Source organism: Streptomyces sp. NPDC104371, from assembly GCF_055583785.1.
The window spans coordinates 13,682-29,945 of the sequence record NZ_JBVJNF010000010.1 but is presented as its reverse complement, the minus strand read 5'-3'; the positions used below and the strand labels follow the sequence as shown (position 1 = coordinate 29,945).

General features: G+C 70.6%; 18 protein-coding genes. 9 read left to right on the top strand and 9 right to left on the bottom strand.

All coding sequences use genetic code 11. The features are described 5' to 3' along the window. Positions 1–14: 14 nt before the first annotated feature. Positions 15–554 (bottom strand): RNA polymerase sigma factor, encoded by a 540-nt coding sequence (locus ACZ60T_RS26660; protein ID WP_365625037.1) that lies wholly within the window; start codon positions 552–554, stop codon positions 15–17. 262 nt (positions 555–816) lie between these two features. Here ACZ60T_RS26660 and ACZ60T_RS26655 point away from each other — a divergent pair, with 262 nt between their 5' ends. The 7 genes from ACZ60T_RS26655 to pstB all read left to right on the top strand — a co-directional run bounded on the left by ACZ60T_RS26655 (position 817) and on the right by pstB (position 9,168). Continuing rightward, on the top strand, positions 817–3,264 hold the full coding sequence (locus tag ACZ60T_RS26655; protein ID WP_469668156.1) for an RNA degradosome polyphosphate kinase: 2,448 nt from the start codon (positions 817–819) through the stop codon (positions 3,262–3,264). Then, positions 3,245–4,300, top strand: coding sequence for a CHAD domain-containing protein (locus tag ACZ60T_RS26650; protein WP_469668155.1), 1,056 nt, complete (start codon positions 3,245–3,247; stop codon positions 4,298–4,300). The genes ACZ60T_RS26655 and ACZ60T_RS26650 overlap by 20 nt, the downstream gene beginning before the upstream one ends. A 57-nt stretch (positions 4,301–4,357) precedes the next feature. Further along, entirely contained in the window at positions 4,358–4,771 is a 414-nt protein-coding gene (locus ACZ60T_RS26645; RefSeq protein WP_365625043.1) for an NUDIX hydrolase, read from the top strand. 265 nt (positions 4,772–5,036) lie between these two features. Beyond that, on the top strand, positions 5,037–6,164 hold the full coding sequence (gene pstS, locus ACZ60T_RS26640; RefSeq protein ID WP_469668154.1) for a phosphate ABC transporter substrate-binding protein PstS: 1,128 nt from the start codon (positions 5,037–5,039) through the stop codon (positions 6,162–6,164). 103 nt (positions 6,165–6,267) lie between these two features. Beyond that, on the top strand, positions 6,268–7,266 hold the full coding sequence (gene pstC, locus ACZ60T_RS26635; RefSeq protein WP_469668152.1) for a phosphate ABC transporter permease subunit PstC: 999 nt from the start codon (positions 6,268–6,270) through the stop codon (positions 7,264–7,266). Beyond that, positions 7,263–8,306, top strand: a complete 1,044-nt coding sequence (pstA, locus tag ACZ60T_RS26630) for a phosphate ABC transporter permease PstA (RefSeq protein ID WP_469668151.1) — start codon at positions 7,263–7,265, stop codon at positions 8,304–8,306. Before pstC ends, pstA begins: the two co-directional genes overlap by 4 nt. A gap of 85 nt (positions 8,307–8,391) precedes the next feature. Next, positions 8,392–9,168, top strand: coding sequence for a phosphate ABC transporter ATP-binding protein PstB (pstB, locus tag ACZ60T_RS26625; RefSeq protein WP_365625055.1), 777 nt, complete (start codon positions 8,392–8,394; stop codon positions 9,166–9,168). Positions 9,169–9,277: 109 nt separating this feature from the next. Here the strand turns inward: pstB and ACZ60T_RS26620 are convergent, their stop codons facing one another. The 3 genes from ACZ60T_RS26620 to ACZ60T_RS26610 are packed head-to-tail and all read right to left on the bottom strand — an operon-like array spanning position 9,278 to position 11,148. Then, complete coding sequence (locus ACZ60T_RS26620) at positions 9,278–9,478, bottom strand: DUF5988 family protein (protein WP_252427913.1); 201 nt, start codon at positions 9,476–9,478, stop codon at positions 9,278–9,280. 43 nt (positions 9,479–9,521) lie between these two features. Continuing rightward, on the bottom strand, positions 9,522–10,520 hold the full coding sequence (locus tag ACZ60T_RS26615; protein ID WP_365625058.1) for an inorganic phosphate transporter: 999 nt from the start codon (positions 10,518–10,520) through the stop codon (positions 9,522–9,524). Positions 10,521–10,527: 7 nt separating this feature from the next. Next, positions 10,528–11,148, bottom strand: coding sequence for a DUF47 domain-containing protein (locus ACZ60T_RS26610; protein ID WP_252427916.1), 621 nt, complete (start codon positions 11,146–11,148; stop codon positions 10,528–10,530). Positions 11,149–11,450: 302 nt separating this feature from the next. Between ACZ60T_RS26610 and ACZ60T_RS26605 the strand changes: the two genes are divergently transcribed. Then, positions 11,451–11,807 carry a metal-sensitive transcriptional regulator gene (locus ACZ60T_RS26605; RefSeq protein WP_469668150.1) on the top strand — a complete coding sequence of 119 codons (357 nt, stop codon included), beginning with the start codon at positions 11,451–11,453 and terminating at the stop codon, positions 11,805–11,807. A gap of 42 nt (positions 11,808–11,849) precedes the next feature. On the opposite strand, the gene ACZ60T_RS26600 is transcribed toward ACZ60T_RS26605, so the two are convergent. Together ACZ60T_RS26600 and ACZ60T_RS26595 are read right to left on the bottom strand one after the other, a co-directional pair. Further along, the gene (locus ACZ60T_RS26600; RefSeq protein ID WP_252427953.1) at positions 11,850–12,020 is read right to left on the bottom strand and encodes a hypothetical protein; all 171 of its coding nucleotides are present in this window, start codon (positions 12,018–12,020) and stop codon (positions 11,850–11,852) included. A gap of 136 nt (positions 12,021–12,156) precedes the next feature. Continuing rightward, entirely contained in the window at positions 12,157–12,999 is an 843-nt protein-coding gene (locus ACZ60T_RS26595) for an SCO4651 family lipoprotein (RefSeq protein ID WP_469668149.1), read from the bottom strand. A gap of 121 nt (positions 13,000–13,120) precedes the next feature. On the opposite strand from ACZ60T_RS26595, the gene ACZ60T_RS26590 reads away from it, so the two are divergent. Further along, positions 13,121–13,282 (top strand): hypothetical protein, encoded by a 162-nt coding sequence (locus ACZ60T_RS26590; RefSeq protein WP_365625065.1) that lies wholly within the window; start codon positions 13,121–13,123, stop codon positions 13,280–13,282. A 9-nt stretch (positions 13,283–13,291) separates the two neighbouring features. Here the strand turns inward: ACZ60T_RS26590 and ACZ60T_RS26585 are convergent, their stop codons facing one another. The 3 genes from ACZ60T_RS26585 to ACZ60T_RS26575 form a co-directional block, all read right to left on the bottom strand. Further along, positions 13,292–13,990, bottom strand: coding sequence for a phosphatase PAP2 family protein (locus ACZ60T_RS26585; RefSeq protein WP_365625068.1), 699 nt, complete (start codon positions 13,988–13,990; stop codon positions 13,292–13,294). Positions 13,991–14,267: 277 nt separating this feature from the next. Further along, positions 14,268–15,278 carry a C40 family peptidase gene (locus ACZ60T_RS26580; protein WP_469668148.1) on the bottom strand — a complete coding sequence of 337 codons (1,011 nt, stop codon included), beginning with the start codon at positions 15,276–15,278 and terminating at the stop codon, positions 14,268–14,270. Positions 15,279–15,390: 112 nt separating this feature from the next. After that, the gene (locus ACZ60T_RS26575; protein WP_469668146.1) at positions 15,391–16,149 is read right to left on the bottom strand and encodes a trypsin-like serine peptidase; all 759 of its coding nucleotides are present in this window, start codon (positions 16,147–16,149) and stop codon (positions 15,391–15,393) included. Between the last annotated feature and the right edge of the window lie 115 nt (positions 16,150–16,264).

The window sequence follows — 16,264 nt, the reverse complement described above, 5'->3', positions numbered from 1 at the left end:
GCGCTCGGTGTCTCTCATGCCAGCTCCTCCCGCAGTCGCCTTCGCGCACGCTGCGCCCGTGTCTTGACCGTGCCGGGAGGGATGCCGAGAACCACGGCCGCCTCCTTGGTCGTCAGTCCGTCGACCACCGTCGCCTGGAGGACCGCGCGCAGCTCCGGCGAGAGCCTTATCAGCGCCCCCGCCAGGTCGCCGTGCTGCACCCCCGCCAGGACGCGTTCTTCCGCGGAGTCCTCATGGCGGTGCCGCAGCCGCGCCAGCGCCTGGCGCAGCCGGCCCCGCGCGCCGTCGCCGCGCAGCGCGTCCACCAGCCGCCGGGCGCCCACGCGCCAGAGCCAGCCGGCCACGTCGCCGTCCTCGCGGTAGCGCGCACTGCCGCGCCAGACCGCGAGGAACGTCTCCTGCACGACGTCGTCCACGAGCCCCGGGTCGGCGCATCTGCCGCGCAGGCGTGCCGTGAGCCACGGCGCATACCGCCGGTACAGCTCCTCGAAGGCGCGACGGTCCCCGTCTGCCGCGGCACGCAGCAGCTCCCCGTCACTTCTCGTTTCCCTCACGCCCCTTCATCGGACGAGCCCCCGCGATCGGTTCACGTCCTCGGGAAGAATTTTCGGTCCGCCGGAAGAATTTCCACGCGCCGCGCGCCCACAGGGCTCCGTACCGCCGCGCCCGCGGGGCTCCGTACCGCCGCTCCGCCTCCCTCACGACCCGTCCGCGGACGGCGACGGTCGATCACGGACGTCCGCGAGCCTCCCCCCGCTATCCCGCACGTCATGTGGCCGTAACCATTGATTCAGACGGGCTTGCGACGCTCGGCCAATGAATGCCGCCCCAGAGCCCCTGCCGCCCCCGCGATCCGGGGCCGGTGCGGAGCGCGGGCGCCGCCTCGCCGCGCCGCCGCCTTCGCGCTCCGACGCGCCCGTCACCCGTTCGGCGCGGAAGAATGGGTTCATGAGCCAGCAGAATGCCGAGGCAGCACAGCGGGCACAGGACCAGCGGGCACAGGACGAGCCGCCGGCGCAGGAGCGGTCGGCCCCCACCGAGGCAGAGTCCTCGGGTCGCGCGGGCGCGCGGACCCGGCAGCCCTCCGTGGGCTCCCTCACCGCGCGCCGCCCCCACGCCGTGGCCGGGGCGGTCTCCGACCTGGAGCCGGACCTCGACGCCGACCTGGACGTGTACGAGGAGCCCGAGGGCGCCCACCTCCCGCCGGGCCGCTTCCTCGACCGGGAGCGGAGCTGGCTCCAGTTCAACGAGCGGGTGCTGGAGCTGGCCGAGGACCCGCACACCCCGCTGCTCGAACGCGCGAAGTTCCTGGCGATCTTCGCGAGCAACCTGGACGAGTTCTTCATGGTCCGGGTCGCGGGCCTCAAGCGCCGTATCGCCACCGGAGTCGCCACCCACTCCGCCTCCGGCCTCCAGCCGCGCGAGGTGCTGGAGATGATATGGGCCCGGTCCCGCGAGCTCATGGCCCGGCACGCGGCCTGCTTCCACGAGGACGTCGCCCCGGCGCTCGCGGACGAGGGCATACAGCTCGTGCGCTGGAGCGAGCTGACCGAGAAGGAGCAGGCGCGCCTGTTCACGCTCTTCCGGCACCAGATCTTCCCGGTGCTGACCCCGCTGGCCGTGGACCCCGCGCACCCCTTCCCGTACATCTCGGGGCTGTCCCTGAACCTCGCGGTCGTCGTGCGCAACCCGGTCTCCGGCCACCGTCACTTCGCGCGCGTCAAGGTCCCGCCGCTGCTCTCCCGCTTCCTGGAGGCCTCCCCGCAGCGCTACGTCCCCATCGAGGACGTCATCGCCGCGCATCTGGAGGAGCTGTTCCCGGGCATGGAGGTCCTGGAGCACCACACCTTCCGGATCACCCGCAACGAGGACCTGGAGGTCGAGGAGGACGACGCCGAGAACCTGCTCCAGGCCCTGGAGAAGGAGCTGATGCGACGCCGCTTCGGGCCGCCGGTGCGGCTGGAGGTGGAGGAGTCGATCGACCGTTACGTCCTCGATCTCCTGGTGCGCGAGCTGAAGATCTCCGAGGCCGAGGTGTACCCGCTGCCCGGTCCCCTGGACCTCACGGGCCTGTTCGGCATCGCCAACCTCGACCGCCCCGAGCTGAAGTACCAGAAGTTCGTCGCGGGCACCCACCGCGACCTCGCCGAGGTCGAGTCGGCCTCGGCGCCCGACATCTTCGCGGCGCTGCGCGAGCGGGACGTGCTGCTGCACCATCCGTACGACTCCTTCTCCACCTCCGTCCAGGCGTTCCTGGAGCAGGCCGCCGGGGACCCGGACGTCCTCGCCATCAAGCAGACCCTGTACCGGACCTCGGACACCTCGCCGATCGTCGACGCGCTCATAGACGCGGCGGAGTCGGGCAAGCAGGTCCTGGTCCTGGTCGAGATCAAGGCCCGCTTCGACGAGCAGGCCAACATCAGTTGGGCCCGCAAGCTGGAGGAGGCGGGCTGCCATGTCGTGTACGGCCTCGTGGGCCTGAAGACCCACTGCAAGCTGTCGCTCGTCGTACGGCAGGAGGGCGACACGCTGCGCCGCTACAGCCATGTGGGCACGGGCAACTACCACCCCAAGACCGCACGTCTGTACGAGGACCTGGGGCTGCTGACCGCCGATCCGCAGGTCGGCGCGGATCTGTCCGACCTCTTCAACCGGCTCTCGGGCTACTCGCGCCGCGAGACCTACCGCCGCCTGCTCGTCGCACCGAGGTCCCTGCGCGACGGGCTGATCTCCCGGATCGACAAGGAGATCCAGCACCACAACGCCGGACGGCCCGCGTACGTCCGGATCAAGGTCAACTCGATGGTGGACGAGGCGGTCGTCGACGCGCTCTACCGGGCGTCCACGGCCGGTGTCCCCGTCGACGTCTGGGTGCGCGGCATCTGCGCGCTGCGGCCCGGCGTCCCCGGCCTGTCCGAGAACATCCGCGTACGGTCCGTCCTCGGCCGCTTCCTCGAGCACTCCCGCGTCTTCGTCTTCGCGGGCGGCGGCGAACCCGAAGTATGGATCGGCAGCGCCGACATGATGCACCGCAACCTCGACCGCCGTATCGAGGCACTCGTCAGGGTCACCGACCCGGCGCACCGGGCGACCCTCAACCGGCTCCTGGAGACCGGTATGTCCGACACCACCTCCTCCTGGCACCTGGGGGCGGACGGCGAGTGGACCCGGCACGCGACCGACGCGGACGGCCAGCCCCTGCGCAACATCCAGGAGATGCTCATTGACGCCCGGAGGCGCCGGCGTGGCACAGCAGCACCTTGACCCATCCACCACCGGCCGCGCGGCCCCGACCCTGCCCGGGGAGGATCTGCTGCCCGGGGAGGCTCTCGCCGACTATCTGAGAGCCCAGGCCACGGGGTTCCTCCGCGCGCTGCGCCACCACCAGGACAGAGGGGAGGCCGGGAGCACGGAGGACCTCGGGGACGCGGCGCTCGCGCTGCGCCGCTCGGCCCGCCGCATCAGCGGCACCCTCCATACGTTCCGCCCGCTGCTCGACGCCGACTGGTCCGAGCGGATGCGCGCCGAACTGGCCTGGCTGTCGGGCACGCTGGCCCGCGAGCACGCCTACGCGGCCCGGCTCGAACGGCTGCTCACCGCCCTGCACCGGCTGTCCGGCTCCACGGCGCTGCCCGCGCAGCCGGGGAGCACGGGCCGGACCTCCGGCGCCCCGGAGCGCGGCGCCCTGACCGTCGGCGCGGCGAAGGCGGGCGCCCTGCTGGACCGCCAGCTCACCCTGGCCCGCACCCGCGCGCACTCGGCGGCCCTCCAGGCCCTCGGATCCAGCCGCTTCCACGCGGTGGCCGACAGCGTCGCCGTCCTCGCCAGCGAGGTCCCGCTCACGTCCGCCGCGGCCGGCGCCGATCTGTGCCGACCCGTCGCGGCGGCGCAGGAGCGGCTGTACGAGGCGGTGACCGCGCTGCCGCTGATCACCTCGGGCCAGCCGTACACCGCCGCGGCCCTGGTCGGCAGCCTGTCCCCGGACCCGGCCCCGCATCCGCAGGACGGCCCCTGGCATCAGGCCCGGCTGCTGCTGCGGCTGTACCGCTACGCCCAGGAGGTCCAGGGCGAGGACACGCCCGTCGACGTACGACTGCCCGCCGCAGGCCAGGCCCTGGACCGGCACCGCGACGCCGCGGAGGCGGCCGCCGCGGCGGCCGGGGCGGCGCGTACCCCGCGCATCGCCCCGGCCACGGCGTACGCCCTCGGCGTGCTGCACGCCGACCAGCGTCATGAAGTGGAGGCCGCCCGTTTCGCCTTCCAGCAGTCGTGGCAGAGGCAGACGGTGGGGACCGCGTAGGCACCTGTACGGCGGCGCGGCGCGCCGCGGTCACGAGGAAGGAGCCGTGAGCACCCGATGACCGACGACATCATCCGCGCGGCGGGCTGTGTCCTGTGGCGCCGCTCCCCCGTCGACGGCGAGGTGGAGATCTGTCTGGTCCACCGGCCGAAGTACGACGACTGGTCGCATCCGAAGGGCAAGCTCAAGTCGGGCGAGGACCCGCTCACGGGCGCGCTGCGGGAGGTGGCGGAGGAGACGGGGTACGCCGCGCTGCCCGGCATCGTCCTGCCCACCGTCCATTACGTGGCGAACGGCCGCCCCAAGCAGGTCCGCTACTGGGCGGCCGAGGCGGGCGACGGCTCCTTCACGCCCAGCCGTGAGGTGGACCGGATCCTGTGGCTTCCGCCGGCCGCGACCCGGATCCGGCTCACCCGGCCGCGTGACCGCGAGCTCGTGGACATCGTTCTCCAGGCGTTGAACCCGATATAGGCCACGGCCGTGCCCCGCGCACCGCGGTGGCCTCCCGTGCCACCCCGGCGTACTCGGCCGCGGACGTAAGCGTTCCGTGACCTCACCACACCGTCCGCAGGGGTTCACCCTCCGTTCACTCACGTCCATAGGCGCCTTCACCTGATCTGCCTAATTTCGGCCTTACCAGAGGAAGCGGGCGCGGCCTCGTCGAGGACGCGGACGCCCCTCCCCCACTTCGCACGCCGCCGAACAGGATGGCGGCTCCTGGAAGGAACACCCGAAAGTGAAGCTTCAGCGCATGAACCGGCGGGCCCTCACCCTCGGTGCTCTCGCCGTCTCCGGCGCCCTGGCCCTCACGGCGTGCGGCTCCGACGACACGGGCGACAAGAGCAGCCCCTCGGCCTCCTCGGCGGCGAAGGCCGGCTCGATCAAGTGTGACGACGCCAAGGGCCAGCTCCTCGCCGACGGCTCCTCGGCGCAGAAGAACGCGATCGACGCCTGGGTCGCGCAGTTCTCCCAGGCCTGCTCCGGTGTGCAGATCAACTACAAGGGCCAGGGCTCCGGCGCGGGCGTCACCGCGTTCACCCAGGGCCAGGTCGCCTTCGCCGGTTCGGACTCGGCGCTGAAGCCCGAGGAGATCGAGGCCTCCAAGCAGGTCTGCAAGGGCGGCCAGGCCGTCGACCTGCCGATGGTCGGCGGCCCGATCGCGGTCGGCTACAACCTGCCGGGCGTCGACAACCTGGTGCTGGACGCCGAGACCCTGGCCAAGATCTTCGACGGCCAGATCAAGAAGTGGGACGACGCGGCGATCAAGAAGCTGAACCCCGACGCCAAGCTGCCCTCCACCAAGATCCAGGCCTTCCACCGCTCGGACGAGTCCGGCACCACGGACAACTTCACCAAGTACCTGAAGGCCGCCGCCCCGTCCGTCTGGGGCAAGTACGCCGGCGGCAAGGCCTGGGAGGCCAAGGACGGCCAGTCCGCTCCGCAGTCCTCGGGTGTGGCCGCGCAGGTCAAGCAGACCGCGGGCGCCATCGGCTACTTCGAGCTGTCGTACGCCAAGGACATGTCCACGGTCTCCATCGCCACGGGCGCCTCCGCCCCGGTCAAGGCCACCGTCGACAACGCCACCAAGGCCATCGCGGACGCCAAGGTCGTCGGCACCGGCAAGGACCTCGCGCTGGAGCTGAACTACGGCACCAAGGCCGACGGCGCCTACCCGATCGTCCTGGTCACCTACGAGATCGCCTGCGACAAGGGCAACAAGGCGGACACCCTGCCCGCCACCAAGGCCTTCCTGCGCTACCTCGCCAGCACGGACGGCCAGTCGGTGCTGACCCAGAACGACTACGCCCCGATCCCCGACGCCATCATCACCAAGGTCCGCAGCACCATCGAGGGCCTGAGCTGACCTGAGTGTGCGGTCCGGTCCCCCAAGAGACCGGGCCGCACCGTCCGGTGCACCGCCGCCTGGAGCCGCACACCGCGTGCGGCTCCGCAGACCGGAGAACCCGATGGACATAACTACACCCGACACACAAGAGCCCCACCCCGCTCCGCGGCCTCCCGCGACCGGGCGCAAGCACACCGCCACCCGGCCCGGAGACCGCATCTTCCTCGGCCTCTCCCGCGGCGCGGGCATCCTGCTCCTGGTGATCATGGCCGCGATCGCGGCCTTCCTCGCCTACCGCGCGTCCCTGGCCATCACCAAGGACCACGGCAACTTCCTCACCACCCTGGAGTGGAACACCGGCGTCACCCCGCCGGTCTTCGGCATCGCCGTACTGGCCTTCGGCACGGTGGTCTCCTCGGTCATCGCCATGGTCCTCGCGGTCCCGGTCGCGGTCGCCATCGCGCTCTTCCTCACGCACTACGCCCCGCGCAAGATCTCCGGGCCCATCGCGTACGTGATCGACCTGCTCGCCGCCGTGCCGTCCATCGTCTACGGCCTGTGGGGCGCCCTGATCCTCGTACCGAACCTGAACGGGCTGTTCGGCTGGCTGGACACCTACCTCGGCTGGACCGGCGTCTTCTCCTGGGACGGCGGCGCGCCGCGCTCGATGCTCACCGTCGGCATCCTGCTCGCGATCATGATCCTGCCGATCATCACCAATGTGAGCCGCGAGGTCTTCCGGCAGGTCCCGCGGATGCACGAGGAGGCGGCCCTGGCCCTCGGCGCCACGCGCTGGGAGGTCGTCCGCATGGCCGTCCTGCCCTTCGGCCGCTCCGGCGTCATCTCCGCCTCCATGCTCGGCCTCGGCCGCGCGCTCGGCGAGACGATGGCCGTCGCCACCGTGCTCTCCCCGGACTTCCTCATCCACGGCAGCCTGCTCAACCCGGGCGGCGGCACCTTCGCCCAGAACATCGCCAGCAAGTTCAGTGAGGCGTCGGAGTTCGGCCGGGACGCGCTGATCGCCTCCGGTCTGGTCCTGTTCGTCATCACCCTGCTGGTCAACGGCGCGGCCCGCGTGATCATCGCCCGCCGCAAGGAGTACTCGGGGGCCAACGCATGAGCACCGCAGCCGTCACCGACAAGCGCAGCACCCTGCGCGGCGCCACCCTCCCGCGCTGGTCCCCCTGGGCCATCGCCGCGGGCTCCGTCGCCGTCGCGCTCGGCATCGGCGCCGCCGCCGGACTGCACAGCCACGTCCAGCAGGGCCTGATCGCCGCACTCCTCTTCGTCCTGGCCACCTACGGCATCGCGGCCCGCGTCGAGGGCCGCCGCCAGGCCAAGGACCGGGTCGCGACCTCCCTGGTGTGGGTCGCCTTCCTGCTCGCCCTGGTGCCGCTGATCTCCCTGATCTGGGTGACCGTGCAGCGCGGTGTGAAGGTCCTCGACTTCTACTTCCTGAGCCACTCGATGGGCGTGGTCGCCGACTCCCAGCCGGGCGGCGGCATCTACCACGCGATCCTCGGCAGCCTGGAGCAGGTCGGCCTCGCCACCCTGCTCGGCGCGCCGATCGGTGTGCTCACCGCCGTCTACCTGGTGGAGTACGGCCGCGGCAGGCTCGCCCGTGCCGTCACCTTCTTCGTGGACGTGATGACGGGTATCCCGTCGATCGTCGCCGGTCTGTTCATCCTCAGCCTGATGCTGATCCTCGACATGCAGCCGTTCGGCTTCGCCGGATCGCTGGCCCTGGCCATCCTGATGATGCCGGTCGTGGTCCGCTCCACGGAGGAGATGCTCAAGCTCGTCCCGAACGAGCTGCGCGAGGCCTCCCTCGCACTGGGTATCCCCAAGTGGCGCACCATCCTGAAGGTGGTCCTGCCGACCTCCATCGGCGGTATCACCACCGGCGTCATGCTGGCGATCGCCCGTATCGCCGGTGAGACCGCGCCGGTCCTGCTGCTGGTCTTCGGCAACCGGTTCATCAACGCCAACCCCTTCGAGGGTGCACAGGCGTCGCTGCCGCTGTACATCTATCAGCAGTACGGTGCGGGTGCCGACCCGGCGTACGACCGCGCCTGGGCGGCCTCGCTCGCACTGATCGCCTTCGTGATGATCCTCAACCTGGTGGCTCGCGGAATCGCCCGCTGGAAGTCCCCACGCTGACCGTCAGCGGCCCCCACCGCGTGGGGCACCGAGGTGCCGCTGCCGCCACGCGGACCCTTACGAACCATCAGACTTTGGAAGTGACATGGCCAAGCGAATCGACGTAAGCGGACTCACCGCCTACTACGGCTCCCACAAGGCGATCGAGGACATCTCGATGACGGTCGAGCCGCGGTCGGTGACGGCGTTCATCGGCCCCTCCGGCTGCGGCAAGTCGACGTTCCTGCGGACCCTCAACCGTATGCACGAGGTGACCCCGGGCGGACGCGTCGAGGGCAAGGTGCTCCTGGACGACGAGGACCTGTACGGCGCGGGCGTCGACCCGGTCGCCGTCCGCCGCGAGGTGGGCATGGTCTTCCAGCGCCCCAACCCCTTCCCCACGATGTCGATCTTCGACAACGTGGCGGCGGGCCTGCGGCTGAACGGCGACCACCGCAAGTCGGAGCTGAGCGACATCGTCGAGAGGTCCCTCAAGGGCGCGAACCTCTGGAACGAGGTCAAGGACCGCCTGAACAAGCCGGGCTCGGGGCTGTCGGGCGGTCAGCAGCAGCGGCTGTGCATCGCCCGCGCGATCGCCGTCGAGCCGAAGGTCCTGCTGATGGACGAGCCCTGCTCGGCCCTGGACCCGATCTCGACGCTGGCCATCGAGGACCTGATCGGCGAGCTGAAGGAACGCTTCACGATCGTCATCGTGACGCACAACATGCAGCAGGCCGCGCGCGTCTCGGACCGTACGGCGTTCTTCAACCTGGCGGGCGTGGGCCAGCCGGGCAAGCTGATCGAGATCGACGAGACGGAGCGGATCTTCTCCAACCCCTCGGTGCAGGCGACCGAGGACTACATCTCGGGCCGCTTCGGCTGAGCCGGCCGCAGCGGCGGAAGACCCCTCGCGGTGCTGCATGGCGGTGCCACCGCGAGGAAGGAGGGCCCGCCCCTGGCTCCCAGGGGCGGGCCCTCTCGCTACTCGGCTTCTACTCGGCTACTTCCGTGCGTTCCCACCACTGGTAGACGGTGACCCGACCTTCCTGGCTGTCCTCGTGGCGCGACGTGACCTTGTAGTGCTCGTATCCGCCGCGGTGAGGGATCTTCAGCTCTTGTCCCGGAGGAACGATCGGCGCCAGGGTGCCCGCCAGATCGTCCGGCCCGCCTTCGAGGAGTGCCTTGGTAGTCATAGGTCCAGTCTTCTCGTGCCACCGACTACCGCATCTCGGGGCGTTACAGGACCGCCAGGTCGATCAGCCAGTACCCGCACGCCGCGACGATCGCCGCGGCCGGCATGGTGATGAACCAGCCCAGGACGATGTTCTTCGCGACGCCCCAGCGCACGGCGTTCACACGCTTCGTCGCGCCCACGCCCATGATCGCCGAGGTGATCACATGCGTCGTCGAGATCGGCGCCCGGAACAGGTACGCCGTCGTGAACATGATCGAGGCCCCCGTCGCCTCCGCGGCGAAGCCCTGCGGCGGGTCCAGCTCGATGATCTTGCGGCCCAGGGTGCGCATGATGCGCCAGCCGCCCGCGTACGTGCCCAGCGACAGCATCATCGCGCAGACGATCTTCACCCACACCGGGATCGGATCCCCGTAGTCCTGGACATCGGCGATGACCAGGGCCATCACCACGATGCCCATCGTCTTCTGCGCGTCCTGGAGACCGTGACCGAGGGCCATACCGGCCGCCGACACGGTCTGCGCTATGCGGAAGCCACGCTTCGCCTTGTGCGGGTTGGTCCGCCGGAAGAGCCACATGATCAGCGTCATCACCAGGTAGCCGACGATCAGGCCGACCACCGGGGACAGGAACATGGGGATGACGATCTTGTCCAGGACGCCGGACCAGTACACCGTCGTACCGCCCGCGAGCGCCGCGCCGACCATGCCGCCGAACAGCGCGTGCGAGGACGACGAGGGCAGACCGAAGTACCAGGTGGTGAGGTTCCAGGCGATGGCACCGACCAGCGCCGCGAAGAGGATCGCCATCCCCTTGCCGCCTTCGGGCGTCTGGATCAGGCCCTTGCTGACCGTCGCCGCGACGCCGGTGCCGATGAACGCGCCCGCGAGGTTCATCGCCGCGGCCATCGCCAGCGCCGCCCGCGGGGTCAGCGCGCGCGTCGACACCGACGTCGCGATCGCGTTCGCCGAGTCGTGGAAGCCGTTCGTATAGGTGAAGAAGAGTGCGACCAGGATGGTCAGGATCAGAGCAAAGGTGTCCATCGACGCCTCAGGACTCCTTGACCGCGATGGTCTCCACCGTGTTGGCCACGTGCTCGAAAGCGTCCGCGGCCTCCTCCAGCACGTCCACGATCTGCTTGAGCTTCAGCACCTCGATCGCGTCGTACTTGCCGTTGAAGAGATGGGCGAGCAGCTTGCGGTGGATCTGGTCCGCCTGGTTCTCCAGGCGGTTCACCTCGATCCAGTACTCGGTGAGGTTCTGCATCGTGCGGAGGTTCGGCATCGCCTCGGCGGTCAGCTCCGCCGCCCGCGCCAGCACCTCGATCTGCTGGGCGACGCCCTTGGGCAGTTCCTCGACGTTGTAGAGGACGACGAGGTCGACGGCCTCCTCCATGAAGTCCATGATGTCGTCGAGGGAGGAGGCGAGGGCGTAGATGTCCTCGCGGTCGAAGGGCGTGATGAACGAGGAGTTCAGCTGGTGGAAGATCGCGTGTGTGGCGTCGTCACCGGCGTGTTCCGCGGCCCGCATACGCTCTGCGATCTCGGCCCGGTCGGAGGGGTCCGCCCCGAGCAGTTCCATCAGGAGTTTCGAGCCCGTGACGATGTTGTCCGCGGATGCGGCGAACATGTCGTAGAAGCTCGTCTCCCTGGGGGTCAGACGAAAGCGCACGTGGGGTCCTCAGGTGCTTCGGTTTCGGTCAGGCTGATGCTAAGCACATCATCCGGCCACGGCTACGGGTCGTCTCCAGTGTCGCCCATCGGCCGTCGTGGTCGGCACGGGGGCCGTACGAGGGGCGGCCGAGGGCGGCCGAGGCCCGTGGCCAGGGCCTACGAAGGGATCCTGCTCCTCGGCAAAGTTCGTTACCATATACCCGTCAGGGGTATATGTCCGTTTCGCGACGCGGGAGCCACGTCCGCGAGTGCACTGTCCCACGCCCGGTCCGCCGGGCCCACCGTCTCCAGGAGGACGCGATGACGACCACCGAGGCCGGCGCGCCGACGCCCTCCGAGGGTGCCGAGGCCGTGATGACCGACCACGACCACGGCGTCCACGGCTACCACCACCAGAAGGACGAGCACCTCAAGCGGCTGCGCCGCATCGAGGGCCAGATCCGCGGGCTGCAGCGGATGGTCGACGAGGACGTGTACTGCATCGACATACTCACGCAGGTCTCCGCCTCGACGAAGGCCCTGCAGTCCTTCGCGCTCCAGCTCCTCGACGAGCATCTGCGCCACTGCGTCGCGGACGCCGCGCTCAAGGGCGGCACGGAGATCGACGCGAAGGTCGAGGAGGCGACGAAGGCGATCGCGCGACTGCTGCGGACCTGACGTCCGGGTCGGCGAAGACGCGGGCGGGACGCGCGGGGCGGCTCAGCCGCCGAAGCGGTCCCGCTCCTTGGCCACCCGCAGCACCTCGTCGATGCTTTCCAGACTCAGCCGGTCCTCGCGCGCGCTCGAGGCCGCGATGATCAGGTCGCCGCACAGCTCGATCTCGGCGAGGGCCACGTGGTCATGGACTGCCGTACCGCCCAGCAAAGCCACGCGCATCACCTCTTTCTGCCGTCACCGACCTCCTAGGGTAGGGAGCGGCCCATGCCCGGCGCATGGCACGGACGGACCATTTCCAGCCCCTCAGCCGCGCCACTTCCCCACCCGCCCACCGGCCCCACGGCCCCTCTCACCGCTCCGCGATCTTCCCGGCGAAGATGTCCCCGGCCGCCGGGAGCACCACCTCGGCCGGTGCCCCGAAGCCGTACAGCACCGTGGTCGAGGTCACAGCGACCGTGGCCTTGCGGTCGCCGTTGACGAAGCCGAACCGCTGGCGGAGCTTGCGGATACGCCCCTCGTCGTCGAGATAGGCGTCGAAGGGGACCTCGGCCGTGGCGAACCCTCGCGCCGCCGCGCGCAACGCCCCCTTGTCCCCCTCGGCCGCGCCGCGCGCCGCGCGCCCGATGTCCGTGATCCCGCGATAGTGCCGCACCGGGGTCCCGTCGATCTCGGTCCGCCCGACGTACGTCGCCTCGCGCACCCCGCGCAGCAGTTCGGCCGCGGTGTACGGGTCGGTGGCGCCGCCGGTGACGAGGTTGCCGTCGGAGAGCGTGGCCGTGTCGACCCGTACCCATTTGTCCGGGGGCACGCCCGCGCCCCGGTTCTTCATGAACAGGGCGCCCGCGGCGAGCAGTTCGGTGATGGGGCGGTGTTCCTGGGCGCCCGTGGGGTCCTGCGGCAGGGTCACCGTGAGTCGGCCGAGGCGGCCGTGGAAGTCGTACACGCCCTCGCCGCGGATGGTGACGCGGGTGCCGCCCGTGGCCATCTCCATCGACGTACGGGCCCGGGAGCTGCCCGCGCGCACCAGGGCCGCGGAGGCCTGACGCAGCAGGGCGACCGAGCCGGTGGCCGCGCGCGCGTCCTCGGCGGCGGCGCCGCCGCTCGAGCAGCCCGTGACCGAGGCGGTGCAGACCAGGAGTGCCACCGTCGTGGCGCATGCCGCGTTCGCCCGACCGTGCCGCCGCACCACCATCGCCGTCTACCCCCAGCAGGTCCGTCCCGGTGTCCCTCCTGTCGTTCCGCTTAACGACGGCCGACGGGACCCGTCACGCGGTCGGCGCACAGGCCGCGTCCGCCTTGGGTAACCTGCGGGAGTGGACCAGCAGGACAGCGCCGCCTCTCATGGCGAGCACCGCACGACCACGGTCGAACAGGGCCGCTTCTGTTTCGCTCGCTGCGCCTGCGGCTGGCGCGGCCCGGCCCGCAGGGCCCGCAGCCTGGCCAGAACGGACGCGCGGGGTCACGCCGACGGCTAGCCGTACCGATCAGGCCGCCAGGTCCCGCTCCTCGGCCGCCGCCTCCGTCCGCGCGCCGGGGATCACGGCCCGCGCGGGATGCGCTCCGCGGGCCCGGATCAGCGTGCCGAAGCGCGGTGAGCGTTCGGCCGCCTCGGCGAGCGGGGTCAACAGCGCCGTGGCGAGCGGCGAGAGCAGCAGGGCCACGGCCGTGCCGAGGGCGAAGCCGCCGATGACGTCCGTCGGGTAGTGCACGCCCATATAGACCCGGCAGAACCCTTCGAGCAGCGCGAGCCCGAGGCCGATGATCCCGAACTTGCGGTGCGCGAGGAACAGTCCGGCCGCCATCGCCATCGTGAGCGTGGCGTGGTCGCTGACGAAGGAGTAGTCGTTCTTGCCGCTGACGAGGACGTCGAGTCCCTGGTGGTCGACGAACGGCCGGGGGCGTTCCACGAAGCCCCGGATCGGTACGTTCACCAGGACCGCGACGCCCGCGGCGAGCGGGGCCCAGAGCAGCGCGGCCATGGACGGTGCCGCGTGCTCGCCGCCGCGTCGGCGCAGGCTCCACCAGCAGCCGAGCACCAGCAGGACCATCGCGAGCAGCAGGCCGTACTCGCCGATGAACGTCACGACGCGGTCGAACCAGCGCGGGGCGTCCTGGGCCAGGCCGTTGATGTCGTAGAGCAGTTCGACGTCGGGGTTCGAACCGGATGCGGCGAGTCCAGCCATCGTGTGCGGCCCCTTCGTCTGTCCCTTACCGCGGACGCGCCTGTGCGCGCCGCCCACCACCCCCGTGGTCGTAGATCCGCTTCACGTCAAACCGGTTGCCGTACGTCGACGCTCTACGTGAGAAGCAACGCACAGGCCGGTGGTCCGCGTTCCGCACTCAACCGAACGATCACGCAGACGTTATCGAAGAGAGACTCGTCCTCGCAGCTCAGAAGAAGGGGCGCGGCGGAGGGTTACGGATGCGTGCGCCCTCGCACGCGCCGTTCGCGCCCCCCGTTCACACCGTCGTCGGCAGCGCCTGCGCGCCGTCCTGGGTGACCCGCGTCGCGCCGAAGTAGTCCGGGGTGTCGATGGGGTCGAACCGGATCACGGCCCCCGTCCGGGGCGCGTCGATCATGTAGCCGCCGCCGACGTAGATCCCGACGTGCCGGATGGCCCGCGAATCGGTCAGGTCGTCCGAGAAGAACACCAGGTCGCCCGGGAGCAGTTCGTTCCGCTTCGGGTGCGGCCCCGCGTTGTACTGGTCGTTGGCGACGCGCGGCAGCGTGATGCCGACGCTGTCGTACGCGGCCTTGGTCAGCCCGGAACAGTCGAAGCGCCCGCCCTGGTCCCTGGTGCCCTCGCCACCCCACAGATAGGGCGTGCCGAGCTTCTTCTGCGCGTAGTAGATCGCCCCGGCCGCCTGCTTGGAGGGGTCGACCCGGCTCACGGGCGCGGCGAAGCTCTGCGCCAGGGTGGTGATGGTCTTCACGTAGTTCTGGGTCTCCTTGTACGGCGGCACACCGCCGTACTTGATGACCGCGTACGCCCCCGCGTTGTACGACGCCAGCATGTTCTTCGTCGGGTCGCCGGGCACGTCCTTCACGTACGAGGCGAGCTTGCAGTCGTACGAGGCTGCCGACGGGATCGCGTCGGCCGGGTCCCAGACGTCGGCGTTGCCGTCGCCGTTGGCGTCGAGGCCGTGGGTGGCCCAGGTGCCGGGCATGAACTGCGCTATCCCCTCGGCCTGCGCGGGGCTCTTGGCACTCGGGTTGAAGCCGCTCTCCTGGTAGAGCTGGGCGGCGAGCAGCGCGGGGTTGATCGCGCCGCACAGATTGCCCCACCGCTGTACGAGCGAGGAGTACGCGGCGGGTACGGCGTTCTTGGCGAGCCCGACGGACCCCTGGGCGCCGCCTCCGCCTGAGAGGTTCCCGGCGTTCAGGTAGACCCCGATGACGAGCAGCAGCACGAAGCCGAGCCCGGCGCCGACGGTAGCGGTGACCCACACCCACGCCTTACGCACCGTCAACCGCCCCTCGCCGCCCGGGAGTACGCCGACGGTCAGTGTAGGGGCGCGTACGCGGACGGAACCAGGGCGAACAGAGCCTGTGTGCGAACCGCGGTGACGGGTGTGGCTGGGGTCAGCCGCGCGAGGCGGTCCGGTACAGGGCCGCGGCCTCGCTGCCGAGGACGACGCTGTAGGAGATGTCGGAGGTGGAGCCGCCCTGTTCGTGGCCGCCGAGGATGCCGACGACCTCACCGTCGCTGTTCACCCAGGGGCTGCCGCTGGTGCCGCCGGTGAACTCGGGGCACTCGATGCGCTGTTGGGTCGGCGTCTGGGCGGTCGGCTTGTTCGTGCAGGTGATCGGGGATTCCTCGGAGTTGGGGTATCCCGTGACGGTGACGGCGGTGGCGCCGGTCTTCCGCCCGGTGACGAACTTGTTGCCGCCGACGATGTCCTCGACGTTCGCGCCGCCGACCGACTCCAGGGCGGCGAAGGCGACGTCGCTGTTCTCGTCCGGGTCGCCGCTGCTCCAGCCGCCGCCGAGGAACGTCTTGGTCACCTTCCACACCCCGTACGGCGCCTTGCCGTCCCGGTAGCCGGGGGCGAACCAGAGCGCGCCCTTGCTCATCAGGCAGTGCGCGGCGGTGACGATGAGGTTGCCGCGCTCGCTGTGCACCACGGAGGCGGTGCAGAAGTGGCCGCCCTCCAGGGCGCTGGAGCCGAAGAGCGGTCCGATGCGCGCGTTGTCCAGACCGGCCTCCGCCTGGACGGTCGCGCCCAGCGGTCCGCCGCCGCCGTCGGCCGCCGCCACGGAGGACGTCGTGACGGCCAGCAGGACGAGGGCACCGAGGAAGGCGAGCCGGCGGTTGCCATGGGGGCGTCTGATGGCGTTCATCGCCTCTTACTGTGAACCACACCGGGGGGAATTTCGCCGTGAGCGCCGTGAAATTCCACTGTGAGGGTGCACCGTCGCGGAGTGCCGCGCGCATTCGGCCCACGTCTGCTTCCCC